Origin of the sequence: Pseudomonas sp. VD-NE ins (genome assembly GCF_031882575.1) — a bacterium.
In the GTDB taxonomy this organism is placed as follows: domain Bacteria; phylum Pseudomonadota; class Gammaproteobacteria; order Pseudomonadales; family Pseudomonadaceae; genus Aquipseudomonas; species Aquipseudomonas fluorescens_BZ.
The window spans coordinates 162882-177369 of the sequence record NZ_CP134772.1 but is presented as its reverse complement, the minus strand read 5'-3'; the positions used below and the strand labels follow the sequence as shown (position 1 = coordinate 177369).

Here is a 14488-nt window from a genome sequence, read left to right as displayed (position 1 = left end):
GCGTGGCGCATCGACAGTGCACGATTCGAAACACCGGCGCTTCAACGCCCGGTCAACGAGCGTTTGAAATCTCAAACGGATCGTAGGATCAAAGGGGGTAAAGGACAATAGGTCGTTCGAAAAAAAGAACAAAAACGGCGTGTTTGTGGAATTTTTCAGATCAACGAGCCTAAAGCCTCAGCCGCAACAAAACCTTAGAACAGTCCCGAGAAAGCGCCAAGCGAGGGTTTTGCAGGACGTTACCGCTTTATGGAATGCAGCGATTTCAGCCGACACGCGCACTGACAATACCCGCTCAAACCCAGCATGGACGCCCCGAGCCGACCTAGGTATGATGTCGCCCGCTGCACCAGTAGCTCAGCTGGATAGAGTACTGCCCTCCGAAGGCAGGGGTCGTGGGTTCGAATCCCGCCTGGTGCACCATTGATTTAAACGAGAAAGCCCCGGACTGTGATGGTCCGGGGCTTTTTTGTGGGCGATGCAAAGGGACTGGAACGACGTCACTCCGTCGTCCAGTCGAACTCGTCGTAATCATCGTCATCCTCTTCCTCCTCAACCTCCTCAAAAACGTCGTCTTCATCAACGACATCCTCTTCCGACTGGTTAAGCAGAAATTCCTTACGCGTCTCGGTAATCGCTCGGCGCATCTCTTCGCCCTTCTCCGGGCAGTTGAGCAGTTGGGCGATGCGGTCAATTTTTGCTGCCACGTTGTCCTCCAGCGCATCGGCAATGCCCCGATAGTGCGCGTTTTTGCGGGGCAATGCCAAATGGCTGGGGGATCAGGCAGTCATTTTTTTCGCAACTGCTCGAGTCGGGCGTCGAGATCGGCGTTCGGGTAGCGTTTGTGCAGGTTGTTGAAGAGGCTGTCGGCGGCTTGCGATTGGCCGGATTCGCGCAGGCGCAGGACTTCGTGCAGTTGCGCGTCGAGGCCGTTGGCCGGGGCGGCGGCGCGTTTGCTGAATTTGGCTTCATCGGCGCTGATGACTTGATCTTGCATCGGCGCAGCCATTTCCATCATCGGCGCAGGTGCCGGCATGGCGCCGGCCGGAGCGGACAATCGGTGCAGTTGCGCTGAGTCCGTGTCGGTCATAGGTACGGCAAGTTCGGGGGCTGGGGCGTAGTCGTACTGGCGCAGCGGTTCAGGGGCGCGCTGTACCAGCGACAACATCAGTGCCACGCCGACGAGGCTGGCGAACACGACTTGCCAGCGTGGTTTGCGGCATAGATCCAGCCAGCGTTGCCAAAGGGTTGATTTCGGCGCAGGAGTTTGACGATGCGCAGCGTTGAGGATCAACGCATCCATGTGCGCTGGCGGTTCGGCGTTGTGCTGTTCGCGCACATGCTTGATCAGCGGATCTTCGGGTGTCTGGCGGGCGTCAGTCATGTCAGTACCTCCTCGGCCAGCAGCCGACGCAGTTTTTGCTGGGCGTAGCGCAAGCGGCTTTTGACGGTTTCCAGCGGTGCTTCGGTGAGGCTGGCGATTTGTGCCAGGTCGAGGTCGCCGTGGGCGCGCAGCAGGAACACTTCGCGCTGGTCGGCGGGCAGGGTTTGCAGGGCACTTTCCAGGCGCTGGCTGTCACGGCTGAGAGTGAGCAATTGTTCGGGATCGTGCATCTCATCGCTGACCGCGTGATTTTGCTCGTCGTAGCTGTCGTGCAGCGGTTGCCGGGCGCCGTGTTTACGCCAGTGATCGATCAGGCGATTACGCGCAATCTGGAATAGCCATGTACGAAATGTCGCCCGTCCTTGCGGCTGACTGGCGCTGCGAATCAGGCTCAGCCAGGTCTCCTGAAATACTTCGTCGGCCAGTTCCGGTTTGCCGCTCAATCCGAGTAGAAACCGGTATAAGCCTTGGCGATGGCGGGCATACAAGATCTCGAACGCGGCGCCGTCGCCCTCGCGATAACGCGCCAGCAGCGACTCATCGCTGCTGGCGGTTGAGCTGTCTGCCGAGGCAAACAGCTGACTGATGAAGCCTTTCAGACGACTCACTTATTCAATCCGTTGCTCAGTGGGCTGTACGTTCGCTGCGGTTGAGCTGCGCAGGCTCTGCGCCAGCTCGACCAGTTGCACGAACTCGTTGCGCAGGCCAAAGCGATCATCGCCACGAGCGCCACGGGCCAGTGTCTCCGTATCTTTCAGGCTGAAGTCGCCGGTATAGCGACCGTCCTTAAGCTGTTGGGAAAACGCAGCAACGGCAGCGGCAAAGCGCAGGTCTTCGCTGGCAGGCGCGACCTGATTGGCGATGGGCCGCTCGATCAGCAGACTTTTCCCACCTTCAGGCTGTTGATAACGCACACGCAGCATCGCCAATTCTCCGTTCTTCCCGGAAACAACCGGCTCCGACTTGCCGTAACGCAGCGGCTCCAGCCAGCCCTTCTCGCCTGCCGGAACAATTTCATACAGTGCGGTCACCGTGTGCCCTGCGCCGATTTCGCCGGCATCGACTTTGTCATTGCTGAAATCCTCACGCTGCAACGCACGGTTTTCGTAGCCGAGCAGGCGATATTCGCTGACCTGCGCCGGGTTGAATTCCACCTGCAGTTTGACGTTTTTTGCCACCACGGCGAGGGTCGAACTCAACTGATCCACCAATACTTTGCGTGCCTCGCGCAGGTTGTCGATGTAGGCGTAGTTACCGTCGCCAGCGTCGGCCAGTTGTTCCATCAGGTGTTCATTGTAGTTATCCACACCAAAACCCAGGGTCGTCAGCGAAATCCCGGTTTTGCGTTTATCCACAGCCATTTGCTTGAGGCTGTCGAAGTCGCTGACGCCGACATTGAAGTCGCCATCGGTGGCCAAGAGGATGCGGTTGATGCCTTTGGGAATAAAAGCTTGTTGTGCCATTTGATAGGCTAACTCGATGCCTGACGCGCCAGCAGTCGAACCGCCGGCAGTCAATTGTTCGATAGCTGTACGAATTTTCGCTTTCTCGCGTCCGGAAGTCGGCTCCAGCACCACTCTCGATTCACCGGCATACACCACCAGCGAAACGCGATCCTGATCGCGCAATTGATCGACCAGTAATTTCAGCGTGCTTTTGACCATCGGCAGGCCTTCGCGGCGGTCCATCGAGCCGGACACGTCGACCAGAAATACCAGATTGGCCGGGGCCAGTTCTGTCACCGCGCGCTCGGATGCCTTGATACCGATGCGCAGCAAGCGGGTGCGCGGGTTCCATGGCGAAGCGGCCAGTTCTGTGGTCACGCCAAACGGCGAGCCGTCGCTCGGCAACGCGTAGTCATAAGGGAAGTAATTGACCATTTCCTCCAGCCTTACCGCGCCTTCCGGTGGCAAACGTCCCTGATTGAGCAGGCGACGGACGTTGGCATAAGCGCCCGTGTCGACGTCGGCACTGAACGTAGAAACCGGCGTCTCGGCGACGCTGTGGATCGGGTTATCGGCCAACGTCTGATACTGCTCGCGCTGCTCGTCGCGATAGCCTTGTGGATAACTTTCACTCAACGGCATCGGCGCACTGCCCGCATTAGGCATCTTGTACAGCGCGCGTTTGGCCATTGAGCTGTCAGCCATCACGGCTTCCTGCTGAACCAGCACCTCAGGCTGCGCCGGCGCTGGCACAGCAGCGGAATCGGGTGTGGACGAAGCACCGCAACCGGTGAGCGCCAGCAGCACAGCAACCGCAACAGGACGCAAAAGAGCAAGTGACATGGGGGCTGACCTCAGGATGAAATTGATCATTCATCCACTGAGACGGGCAGCCCTTTCAGTTCGGGTTAAACGCCGCTAAAAATATTTTCAGCGGTGATAACGCCGCACCGCACTGCTGTTACGCAGCACATGGCCTTTGATTTTTTCCATCAGCTCGGCGCGGGTCAGACCGGCGGGCAAGGCGTCTGGTGCCAGATCCAGTGCGTAGATCTGGATGATGTAGTGGTGCGCACTGTCGCCCACTGGCGGGCACGGCCCCATGTAATGGGTGTTGCCCTTGCTGTTGGTGCCGCCAACACCCTCGAAGGCGGATTTCGCCCCGACGCCCGCCGCAATCTGGTGTGTGGTGGCTTTGATGCCGTAGTGAATCCAGTGATCGACTCCCAGGCCTTTCTGGCCGTCAGGATCGTGCATGACGATCGCGTAACTCTGGGTCGCGGCGGGGCCGGCATTCCAGCTCAGGGCCGGCGACTGGTTCTTGCCGCCGCAACCGGGGGCATCGCTGGCGGCTGCCGAGGTGAACAGGCGGTTATCGGAAACACCCGGGATGTTCAGGGTGAAACGCTCTTGGGCCTGCGCCGGAAACTGCACGCAAAGGGTGACGGCGAGGGCCGCCAGCCATGGGTTGAGAGAGGTCAATCGGGTCATTCCGGGAGCACCTTGTGCAGTTGGGCCGTCGTCGGCTTGCAAACTATAGCTGTACCGTTCGTGCCGTGGCAGTAGCAAATGGCTGAACCTCGGATTACTGCGCAAACTCACAAGAGAAATGCCCGCGAGGAAGCCGAACATGTCCCTGCACCGTGTCGCCCTTATTGCCGATGTCCCTGAAGAGCGTGGCCTGCAAGTTGAAATCGGCGACTGCAAGATTGTGCTGTTGCGCACCAATGGCCAGATACGTGCCTTTCAGGGCGAATGCCCACATGCCGGGGCGCCGCTGGCTGACGGTGCGTTGTGTCACGGACGCCTGATCTGCCCGTGGCACAAGGCTGCGTTTCGGGCGGAGGATGGCGCGCTGTGCGAGCCACCGGCCCTCGACAGCCTCAAGCGCTACCCGCTAGAGCTGCGTGGCGATGAGGTTTGGGTCGATGATCAGCCGATGCCGCATCCGCATACACCTCCAGCGGATGATTCGCGCACTTTTGTGATCGTCGGTGCCGGCGCAGCAGGTACGGCGTGCGCGGCGGCGTTGCGGGAGAAGGGCTTTGGTGGCCGGATCGTGATGATCGATCGCGAGGCGCAGGCCGGTTACGACCGTACAGTGCTGAGCAAGTTTGTCCTCGCCGGGGAGATGCCCTCACAAGAAACACCGCCGCTGCGGGAGGATGACTTCTATAAAGCGCAGCGCATTGAACGCCAACCAGGCGAGATCAGATCAATCGATGCGCCGAACAAAACCCTGCACCTTAGCGACGGTCAGTCTCTGCGCTACGACGCGGCGGTGCTCGCGACCGGCGGCGAGCCCAATCCGTTGAAGTTGCCCGGCGCCGACTTGCCGCAGGTATTCATGCTGCGCGCCAAAGCCCAGGCAGAACGCATCATGAACGCCGCCAAACCGGAGCAACGCGCCGTGATCATCGGTGACAGCTTCATCGCCCTCGAATGCGCCTCGGCTCTGCGCCAATACGGCCTCGACGTCACGGTACTCGCGCGCCACGCCATACCGTTCGCGGCTCAGTTCGGCGAGGCCGTGGGCAAGGCGATCCGCGCCCTGCACGAACAGAACGGGGTGAAATTCATCACCGAGCACGCAGCCACCGAGATCATCGGCGACGGCAAGGTCGAGGCGGTGCTGCTGGACAATGGCCTGCGTCTTTCGGCGGATCTGGTGCTGGCCGGGGTCGGCGTGCACCCGGCCACCGAGGCATTCGCATCACTGCCGAAAGAAAAAGATCAGTCATTGCGCGTCGATGACGGCATGCGCGTCACCGAAGGCGTATGGGCCATCGGCGATATCGCCACGTTCCCGTTGAACGGCCAGTTGCAACGTATCGAGCACTGGCGCCTGGCTCAGCAGCACGCACGCATCGCTGCTGCCAACATGCTCGGTGGCGATGAACATTACCTCGACGTACCGTTCTTCTGGACCTGGCACTTCGGCAAGAATTACGACTATCTTGGGCATGCCGAACATTGGGATGAGGTGGAGTTTCTTGGCGAACCCGAGCAACCGCCGTTCATTGGTCTGTTCGGTAGAAACGGTGTGCTGGTTGCTGCAGTCGCTTGCGAGAAGGAACGGACGATGGCGCTGCTGGCCGAGCGAATGAAGCAACCGCTGGCAATGGAAGAGGCCTGGACACTGGTCCGCGATTACGCTTGATCGTTCCCACGCTCCTGCGTGGGAATGCAGCCCGTGACGCTCCGCGTCACTGGACGCGGAGCGTCCCAAGAGGCATTCCCACGCAGAGCGTGGGAACGATCAATTAACGAAGCAAGGGCTCCCGATTGTCATCATCTTCAGCATGCAGAAAGATCACACGCGGATGCTCGAGCGGTGCCAATGGTGGAGGCAACTCTTCCTTTTGCACCGGCCAGAAATGCGTCACCACATGGCTGATGTCGCCTTCCTGATCGTTATGAATGGTCATCACCCCGGGCGTGCGCAGCTTTTGAAAGCGGTCATCGCAGAGTTTGAAACTCTTGCTCAGCCCTTCATCGTCAATCACCGGCGACGGCAGCCTGCGCTGGGCAAAACTGCGACTCTTGCGCTGCTGATAACGCGCCCAGGAAATCAGAATCACCGCGTTGACCAAGGCAATCCACAGATAAATCTGCAGGGTACCCAGCGCGTCGAACGCCGATTTATCGATCAGCGGCCCGCCCGCATGGGTTTCGACCAGCGGCCACAAGCCACGGATCAGTAGAAACAGCAGGCCAATCCAGGCCAGCACGGTGAGGATCACATCGATCACTACCAGAAAGGGCCGCTGGCGAGTCCGGATGATTTTCATTTTATGACCTCCTCTTCGTCGTCGCCGATCGGTTTGATGCCCCGATCAGGACTGACCCAACGCGCACGTTTCTGATGTTGGCCGAACAGCACTTTGGGGAAGCTGACCAGCGTGGTCAGCAGGCTGATAAGCCAGAACACCAACGGATACCAGACCACCCAGAACATCGTGCGGCCCAATCCCGGCTCATAGCGCCGGTCGATGACGATGCTGACCGCGAACTGCACGAGGCAGACAAAGGCCAGCAGCAACCCGGTAAATGCCGGCGGCATCAGGTGATCCACCGCGATGGCTTCCGGCATGACCACAAACTTGCCGACGCCCCAGAAAATCACCGACAGCAGGAAGGTAAACGCCCAACCGGTCGACAGGCAGTATTCGAAGAGCAGCGGCCACAGGTAACGATGGCGGTACTGCCAGATGCCACGGATGTTTTTGAACAGCACTTCGGCACCGCCCTGCGCCCAGCGCAGTCGTTGCTTCCATAGCCCGCCGAGGGTTTCCGGCATCAGAATCCAGCACAGCGCGCGCGGCTCGTAGAAGATGCTCCAGTGATCGAGTTGCAGCTTCCAGCTGATATCGATGTCTTCGGTGATCATGTCCGGGCTCCAGTAACCGACGCGGTTCAGCGCGGTACGACGGAACGCGACGATCACCCCGGAGACGGTGAAAATCCGCCCGAACACCCGTTGCGTACGCTTAATGAGCCCGATGATCGACGAGAACTCACCGACCTGAACCCGCCCAACCAGCGTCGAACGCGTACGAATCCGTGGGTTACCGGTCACCGCGCCGAGGCGTGCGTTATCCAGCATCGGTGCAACCAGATAGGCTGCGGTGTTCGGCGCCAGCAGCGCATCACCGTCGATGCACACCAGATACTCACTGCGCGCGGCAATCGCGCCCATGCGCAGAGCGACAGCCTTGCCCTGGTTTTCCGCCAGATGCAGCACGCGCAGACGCGGGTCTTCCTTGGCCAGCGCATCGAGCACTTCGGCGGTGTTGTCCTTGGAGCCGTCGTTGATCGCGATGACTTCGATGTTCGGGTAGTGCTGAGCCAGCGCCGCGTGGATGGTGTCGGCGGCGTTGTCACCTTCGTTGTAGCAAGGGATCAGGATCGAGATCAGCGGCTCGCCTTCCAGCGGCGGCGGCAAGGTGTCGTCCTGCCACGGCCAGTGGCGCTCCCAGTGCAGCCAGAAATACAAGCCACCGGCAATCCACAACCCGGACATGAACAACGGGTAGAAGAACACGAAGTCCATCAGGAACTGTCCGGTCACCAGGAAGATCAGCCCCAGCGGTACGCCGAGGACGATCGCCAGAACAAGCAGGGCTAACAGTCTATCCAGCATGTTATGGATTCCATTTGTTGGAGAGTGCAGGCCTTACGGTTTTCAGGTCCGGCAGGTTGTCGAGGAAGTTGTCCGGGTAGTAACCGAAACTGGTCGCGCCCTGACGCTTGAGGCGACCCATCCAGTCCGCAATCACCGCAGCGTCAATGTCGGCCTGATCCTTTTTCGTCCAGTCGCGTGCCTGCAATTCGAACACCGTGCGATCCAGCGCGCCGGGGCGCTTTTTGACCGTGGCCACCAGCGCTTCCAGCCACGGGCCGGACTCTGCCCGGGTCTGTTTTTCCATCAGCGGCATGGCCATCGGTGCCGTCCAGTCGTAGGTCACGAGGAAGTCATCGAGGTTCTGTGCGTACCATGCTTCGCTCTCGGGGTTGAGCATCGGCTCGGCGAAGATGTTGCGCGCGGTCTGCACTTGCGGACCGCGAATCGCACGGACTTTGGCGGTCAGCTCGTTGGTGAAGTCGATGAGGTATTGGCTCTTGAAGCGCGTCCAGCGCTGCATCGCTGCAGGATCGTCGCGCAATGCGGCGATCGAACCTGGCAAACCGTGGGCAGCGTAGGCTTTCAAGGCTTCAGGACCGGCATCTTCGAAATCCGACAGTACCGCGTCGTCGTGATAGAGAATGCCGTTGACCGAGGTCAGGCGCGCCACGTCTTCGTAGATTTCACCGATGATCCGTCGCACTTCAGGATCGAACGGCGACAAGCGTTGGTACTGATCCGGATCCACCGAGGTGATGCCGGTTTTCGGGTCCCAACGGGTCACACGCGGCAGTTTCGAGTCGAGACCAAAACTCAGCACCGGCATCCACGCGAAGACCTTCACGTTAGCGCGGGTACGCAGTTGCCAGGCGACGCGGTTGAAAATATCCGCACGCACCGGCAAGTGACGGTTGGGGAAGTACAGCGAATGCACCAGGCCATCGCCCTTGGGATCGGCGAAGGCTTGCAGGAACACCGTGTTGGCGCCCAAGTCAGCGATGCGCTGCACCAGTTTTCCGAGGTTGATGTCCTGCTGCGCCGGATCCGGGTCGTAAACGTTGTCCAGATCAACATGCACAACGCGCATGACGAAATCCGACTGCACGTCGACGATACTGTTGGCGAAACGCTCGCCGTCAGGATCCGAAGCGACGAGAAAGCGCGGGCTGCTCATCAGGTTGTCGAGGGCGTCGAGACCGTCTTCGAGGGTCAGGGCCATTTCGTAGCCCGCCTCGCCGACTACCGTCAGCGATGTGCCGTCCGCCGCGCCATACGGCCAGACCCAGACGCGTGGTTTGTTGCCGGTGACCTTGCGGATTTTTTCCGAGATGTTGTTCACGTCGGTGCGGATCCGTGCCTGGAAATCTGCCTCGGATTCATAACGCTTGGTCACTGGGTCATAACGCCGGGTGGCCGCCGCAGGCTGCAGATTGCCCTGCGGGTTGGCCAAAATACCTTTGTGATTGGCGTCGGTGTGAGCAGCGATTTCCACCAGCCCGGAGCGTGAGATTTCGCGGATCTGATCCCAGGTCAGAAAGTCGGAACGCGCACGCGGAGCACCGGCGAAATCCACCGGTTGATTGAGCGGCGTGTCGATCCAGCTGCCGACCGGCGCCAGCAAGGCATGCCAGTTATAGGCGCGCAGCACCGGCAGTACGCGGGTGTAGAAACTCGAATAACCGTCGTCGAAGCTGAGCAGGATCGCTTTCGCCGGTAGCTCCGGACCACCCTTGCGCGCGGCCATGATCTGGTCGACGGTGACCGGTTTGTAGCCGTTCTCGCGTAGCCACGCGAGTTGCTCGATCATGCGCTCGGTGCGCACCGCCACCACGGCCTGATCAGGATCGCGGTCTTCGACGTCGTGATAGGCAATGCCGAGCACGTGATTTTTCGGCCATGGTTTTTCGCTGGCCGCCAGCGGACGCTCGGACGGCGGCGCGAAGGCCGGGGCTTGCTGGGCGCAGGCGCTGATCAGCAGCACTCCCAGCAGAAGGATGAAACGCGAAATCAAAGGCATCTTCAAACTCTTCTAGAAGCGGAAAGTGAGGTCGACGAGCAGACGCAGATCGGTCTCCCGATCACCGTCGTAAGGCCGGTTGATCACACTGAACAAACCGCCCACCTCGAACACGTCGTTCCAGGCATAACGCTGGCCGTAACCGAGCAGGGCCATGCCGCTGGTGCCGTGCTCACGCTGGCTGTACGTGCCCGCACCGGCCTGGAATTGTTGGCTCCAGGCCGTTTCGTAGCGGTGGTAGAGCACGTGATTGACGTTGACCAGCGGCATCACGCTGAAGTCGGATTTCGGGTTGAAGTACGGCACGTCATCGGACTTGGAGTTGTGGCTGGTGCCGACTTCCAGTCCCGCATCGACCTGCACGTTCGGTGCGCTGTAGACGCCCTCGCGACCGGTGAGCAAGGCTTCGACGCGGTTGTTGCCGTCGCTGAAGTGCGAGGGGCTTACCGACAGTTTCCACTCGCGGCTTTCGTTGGCGCGCCAGCGAATGAAACCGCTGCCGCCATTGGCCTTGATGTCACTGTTGAGCGCGCGCAGCGGCGTCTCGGCCGAGAGGTATTCGAGGCTGCCGCCGTACTGCCAGTGATCGTTGATGTCACGGGCGATCGCCAGCCGTGCGCCCTGCTTGTCGCCGAAACCGTAATCGTGACTGGACACTTCGGCTTCAAGGGTCATGTCACGAGTGCGGCGTTCCAGGCCAACACGCTGAAAGCGGTGGTGCCCGGTGCCTTCGGCGAAGTCGCCGGTGGCATACCCGGCCCCGGCGAACACGCGCCAGTCTTCATTGATGGGCGGGCTGTACAGGGTGGTCTGGATACCAAAATCGCGGCTGCCGCTGACAGCACCGGCATCGCCACTGCCACCACCGCTAGCCTTGCCGCCGTAGGCTTCGACGCGCAGCTCGGACATGTCATGCACTTCGCGCTCACGGGCCAGACGCTGTACCTGGCGGTTATCCGGATAGCGTGCGACGACGTCGTCGGTCAGCGCATCCATTTGCCGCCATTCCTGTAATTCCATCGCGGTGTGGGCCTGGCCAATTTCCAGGCCCATGGCGCGTGGCACCATGCTCTCGGTTTCCTTGAGCTGCATTTCTGCGCGGCGCGGCCAGTTACGGGCCAAGTATAAATCGGCCTGAGCCAGACGCAAACCGACGTTACCCGGCGCCTGATCGACCAGCGTCTGCAAGCGCTCCTCGCCATGGGGCAAGTCAGCGCTGTAAGTGCCGGCCTGAGCGGCGAGTTGCTGGGCGTCCATCCATTCATCGTTGGGGTTGCCGATCGGCAAACCCTTGAGTTCGACACGCGGACGCTGGGACTTGGCGGCGTCCTCGGCGACTTTGCGCGCCTCATCAGCGCGGTCGCTTTCCAGCAGCGAGTAGTACAGCGCAGTGGTGTCTACGAGTCGGTCACCGACATCGGCGTCCGGCGCCGCCAGCACTTGGCGATAAAGGTCGGTGGCGATTTCCGGCTGACGTTGATCCAGATACGACGCCGCTACCCAGCGCAGGGCGTAGGTCGGAATCCTCACGCCTTCGGCTTGCAGCTTCTGGTATTCGCTGATGACGTCGGCGGTACGCGCCCGGGCCTTGAGCGCGCCCATGCGGTCGATGCGCCAGCGAATCACGTCGTCGTGAGCCGTGGCGTCCGGTGTCCAGGTGGCGAGCAGCTTGTCGTAATCGGCCAGTGCGCGGTCGGCGATGACGTAGCGTTCTTTTTCACTGCGGGTGGCGAGTTCGGCGAGCCGCACGCGCTCGGCGGCCAGATCACCTTCGAGGCGACGCAACGTGACCGGATCGATCAACCCCGGACGCTGATTGGCCAGACGCAGCGCCGGTTCCGGCAAACGCGCCTTTTGCAGAGCAACCACGTATTCGCGAGCGACTTCCGGCTTGCTGCCGGCGCGCTTGAAGGCCTGATCGTATTCGAACAGGGCGTCGTAAGGTTTGTTGGCACGGGTCAGGGCGTAGCCCAAGGCGAGACGGCGCGACGGATCATCAGGTTTGGCCGCCACCAGCGCTTTGGCGCGGCTTACCGCTTGGTCGGGCTTGCCGGCGTCAGCCTGAGTCAGGGCCAGCCCGAGCTGCAGGTCAGCATTATCCGGCTCCCGCGCCAAGGCCTTGTTGTAGACCTGCGTGGCTTGATCCCAACGCTTGAGGTTGCGATAGGCACGGGCGGTGGCGGTCAGTGCCTGCACCGGCAGGACGCGATCGCGGCCCTGGGCTTCATAGACTTGCAGCACTTCGGCGTCGAGGCCGGCCCAACTGGCGATCTGCAAGTGATCGCTGATCTGCCCGGAGGTCGACTGGCCGGGGGGCACCTGGCGCAAAACCGTCAGCGCAGGCGTGGTTTGCCCGGCACGGGCGTCGCGCACCATTTGATCGTAGGGTGTGTCGGCAAACGCCAGCGCCGGCCAGAGCAATTGGCTGCACAGCGCGACTCGGAACAAAGGGCGTAAACCACGATGTAATACAGGAACATCAATACGCGGCATGCGTCAGCATCCTTACATGGCCAGCCGGGTCGCAATGCCCTCCTTGCCCATTCGTAACGGTGGCCGCCAATGCACATGCAACGGCCAAGCTTAGTCAGGCAGTTTTGCACGCAAGCGCAGACCGATCTCTGGAACACAATAATTGTTCAGAATCGTGCTGGCGGTTCAGCCGAAAACCCGAACGCCAGACAGCAAAACGCCCGGCGTCCGTGCGATACGGAGGCCGGGCGTTGCTATTAAGAGCGCAGGATTACTGCACTTGCGTGACGCCGGCGAACTTGTTCATCAGGAAGCCGACGAACTGCTCGACGGTCATCTTCTGGCCGTTGAATTCGACCTGATTGGCGGCGTAATGCAACTTGGTCACGACGTTGCTGCCGTCGACGACCGCCAGCTGCGAACCGACCGCCATGCCCGCGAACATGTCGGCGGCTTCCTTGGACTGATCGACAATGGCTTTGGCGTCAGTCTGACCATCCAACTGTGCCTGCACGCTGAGCAGATCGACCAGCATCGGCTTGGACACCTGAATATTCAGGTCCAGCAGTGCGATCAGTTGTTTGCCCAGTTGATCTGTCGGCAAGTCCAACGATTGCGGCTTGGTCAGGTCGATCACCAGATTGGCCTTGCTCTCGCCGTTGGCGGTGTTGAACGAGAGGTTTTCCAACGCAAACTGTGGGCCGGCAGCCAGCAGTTTTTGCAGGTCGGCTTTGACTTGCGCATTTTCCGCTTCGGTCAGGTTCAGCTCTGGCGCAGGCAAGCCCTGGGCTGCAGCCTCGGCGGCGGCTTTTTCGTACGGCTGCAATTTGGTCTGGTAGATCTGCATCAGCGACATGGTCGACGGGATGTCGAGGTTTTTCAGGCTCATGGCCATATTGGCCGAGCCGATTTTCTTTTCGTTGAGGCTGACTTCGCCAATCTTGTAATCAGCACGACCCGAAGCATTGCTGCCGGTTTCTTCGGTGAGGTTCTTCATTTCGAAGTTCTTCACACCGAGCACCGATTGCTTGGTGCCGAAGGTGGTTTTGCTGTTGGTCAGCACCAGGGTGTTTTCCCCGGTGTAGTAGCCGTAGCTGCTCTTGGCGAGGTTGCTGGCCAGGGTCAGACCGTTGAGTTCGACCTGCACCGGCGCCTGGTCTTCAGCGACGGTCACCAGTTTCAGATTGTCCATGTAGCCGTCCGCCTTGACCTTCTGCGCTTTGGCGTTGGCGGAAATGTTCATGGTCAGGCCGGAAAACTTCAGGCTCGACTGCTCATCCAGTGCGGTTTCGAACGGCAGCAGATCGAGGGTGCTGGTGGTGGATTCGTCGTAGCCGATGCTGGTCACGCCTTTCAGCGGCGCGGCGCCCTTGGTGGCGGCGAACCATTTCTCGGTGGCCGGATTCTTTTCCAGCTCGTAGTTGCTGGTGGCCATGACCGGCAGCCATTTCAGCGAAACCAGACGCGAGAACGGCAGCGGGCCATGTTCGATGTGATCAACGAACAGCAGTTCGACCGGCGCATCACCGAACATCTCGCCTTCACCTTTGAGGCGATAGTGCGCGGTGCTGGTGAAGGTGTGGCGTTCCAGCGACACCAGTTCCAGCGACGCGGTGCCATTGGAACCGGCCATGGCGGTTTGCAGCTCCTGGTTGGCATTGCTGACGGCGTTGTTCAACACGCCTTCGATCTTGGTCCCGGTGTACCAGGCCCCGCCCGCGCTGATCGCACCGATGGCAACAACAATTCCGAGAAGCACGCCTGCTGATTTATTCATGAATGACCTGATCGATTTCCGTGGCTGTGAGTGTGGTCGTCTTCCCTGAACCCGTGACCGGGTCGCGGCTCGACTGCGCTGAATTCAGCGGTGGAGATTAGCACCGGGCGCGCAAGACGGCCCAATGTTTAAAGGTTAAAGAGTGTCTATGGGAATTGTGGACAGTTGACAGGCGGGAAGAGTTTCGGTGTTTTTAAAAGTCGCCATCGCTGGCAAGCCAGCTCCCACAGGGATCTTGGGTGAACACAAATTCTGTGAACACCGGAAA

The 14488-nt window shown here is 60.3% G+C and carries 11 protein-coding genes and 1 tRNA gene; 2 read left to right on the top strand and 10 right to left on the bottom strand.

The features are described 5' to 3' along the window. The first annotated feature begins 346 nt into the window (after positions 1-346). A tRNA-Arg gene (locus tag RMV17_RS00720) sits at positions 347-423 on the top strand. A 77-nt stretch (positions 424-500) separates the two neighbouring features. Here RMV17_RS00720 and RMV17_RS00715 read toward each other — a convergent pair. The 5 genes from RMV17_RS00715 to RMV17_RS00695 form a co-directional block, all read right to left on the bottom strand. Then, complete coding sequence (locus tag RMV17_RS00715; RefSeq protein ID WP_311884837.1) at positions 501-767, bottom strand: hypothetical protein; 267 nt, start codon at positions 765-767, stop codon at positions 501-503. A 20-nt stretch (positions 768-787) separates the two neighbouring features. Beyond that, complete coding sequence (locus RMV17_RS00710) at positions 788-1384, bottom strand: hypothetical protein (RefSeq protein ID WP_311884835.1); 597 nt, start codon at positions 1382-1384, stop codon at positions 788-790. Next, the gene (locus RMV17_RS00705; protein WP_311887006.1) at positions 1381-1962 is read right to left on the bottom strand and encodes an RNA polymerase sigma factor; all 582 of its coding nucleotides are present in this window, start codon (positions 1960-1962) and stop codon (positions 1381-1383) included. Before RMV17_RS00705 ends, RMV17_RS00710 begins: the two co-directional genes overlap by 4 nt. 30 nt (positions 1963-1992) lie before the next feature. Then, positions 1993-3672, bottom strand: a complete 1680-nt coding sequence (locus RMV17_RS00700; RefSeq protein ID WP_311884833.1) for a VWA domain-containing protein — start codon at positions 3670-3672, stop codon at positions 1993-1995. Between the two features lie 87 nt (positions 3673-3759). After that, a complete protein-coding gene (locus RMV17_RS00695) occupies positions 3760-4320 on the bottom strand; it encodes a YbhB/YbcL family Raf kinase inhibitor-like protein (RefSeq protein WP_034151815.1) in 561 nt (186 codons plus the stop codon). Between the two features lie 139 nt (positions 4321-4459). On the opposite strand from RMV17_RS00695, the gene RMV17_RS00690 reads away from it, so the two are divergent. Further along, positions 4460-5989 carry an FAD-dependent oxidoreductase gene (locus RMV17_RS00690; RefSeq protein WP_311884830.1) on the top strand — a complete coding sequence of 510 codons (1530 nt, stop codon included), beginning with the start codon at positions 4460-4462 and terminating at the stop codon, positions 5987-5989. Positions 5990-6092: 103 nt separating this feature from the next. On the opposite strand, the gene pgaD is transcribed toward RMV17_RS00690, so the two are convergent. The 5 genes from pgaD to RMV17_RS00665 all read right to left on the bottom strand — a co-directional run bounded on the left by pgaD (position 6093) and on the right by RMV17_RS00665 (position 14220). Further along, complete coding sequence (pgaD, locus tag RMV17_RS00685; RefSeq protein ID WP_311884828.1) at positions 6093-6620, bottom strand: poly-beta-1,6-N-acetyl-D-glucosamine biosynthesis protein PgaD; 528 nt, start codon at positions 6618-6620, stop codon at positions 6093-6095. After that, complete coding sequence (gene pgaC / locus RMV17_RS00680; RefSeq protein WP_034151812.1) at positions 6617-7972, bottom strand: poly-beta-1,6-N-acetyl-D-glucosamine synthase; 1356 nt, start codon at positions 7970-7972, stop codon at positions 6617-6619. The genes pgaD and pgaC overlap by 4 nt, the downstream gene beginning before the upstream one ends. 1 nt (position 7973) lies before the next feature. Beyond that, complete coding sequence (gene pgaB, locus RMV17_RS00675) at positions 7974-9971, bottom strand: poly-beta-1,6-N-acetyl-D-glucosamine N-deacetylase PgaB (protein WP_311884826.1); 1998 nt, start codon at positions 9969-9971, stop codon at positions 7974-7976. A 12-nt stretch (positions 9972-9983) separates the two neighbouring features. Next, positions 9984-12464 (bottom strand): poly-beta-1,6 N-acetyl-D-glucosamine export porin PgaA, encoded by a 2481-nt coding sequence (gene pgaA / locus RMV17_RS00670; RefSeq protein WP_311884824.1) that lies wholly within the window; start codon positions 12462-12464, stop codon positions 9984-9986. Between the two features lie 250 nt (positions 12465-12714). Beyond that, complete coding sequence (locus RMV17_RS00665) at positions 12715-14220, bottom strand: YdgA family protein (protein ID WP_311884822.1); 1506 nt, start codon at positions 14218-14220, stop codon at positions 12715-12717. Between the last annotated feature and the right edge of the window lie 268 nt (positions 14221-14488).

What these genes read in the sequence shown, in the direction of transcription:
- RMV17_RS00710 (WP_311884835.1), bottom strand. Translation starts at nt 1,384, where the DNA reads ATGACTGACGCCCGCCAGACACCCGAAGATCCGCTGATCAAGCATGTG.
- RMV17_RS00700 (WP_311884833.1), bottom strand. Translation starts at nt 3,672, where the DNA reads ATGTCACTTGCTCTTTTGCGTCCTGTTGCGGTTGCTGTGCTGCTGGCG.
- RMV17_RS00695 (WP_034151815.1), bottom strand. Translation starts at nt 4,320, where the DNA reads ATGACCCGATTGACCTCTCTCAACCCATGGCTGGCGGCCCTCGCCGTC.
- RMV17_RS00690 (WP_311884830.1), top strand. Translation starts at nt 4,460, where the DNA reads ATGTCCCTGCACCGTGTCGCCCTTATTGCCGATGTCCCTGAAGAGCGT.
- pgaD (WP_311884828.1), bottom strand. Translation starts at nt 6,620, where the DNA reads ATGAAAATCATCCGGACTCGCCAGCGGCCCTTTCTGGTAGTGATCGAT.
- pgaC (WP_034151812.1), bottom strand. Translation starts at nt 7,972, where the DNA reads ATGCTGGATAGACTGTTAGCCCTGCTTGTTCTGGCGATCGTCCTCGGC.
- pgaB (WP_311884826.1), bottom strand. Translation starts at nt 9,971, where the DNA reads ATGCCTTTGATTTCGCGTTTCATCCTTCTGCTGGGAGTGCTGCTGATC.
- pgaA (WP_311884824.1), bottom strand. Translation starts at nt 12,464, where the DNA reads ATGCCGCGTATTGATGTTCCTGTATTACATCGTGGTTTACGCCCTTTG.
- RMV17_RS00665 (WP_311884822.1), bottom strand. Translation starts at nt 14,220, where the DNA reads ATGAATAAATCAGCAGGCGTGCTTCTCGGAATTGTTGTTGCCATCGGT.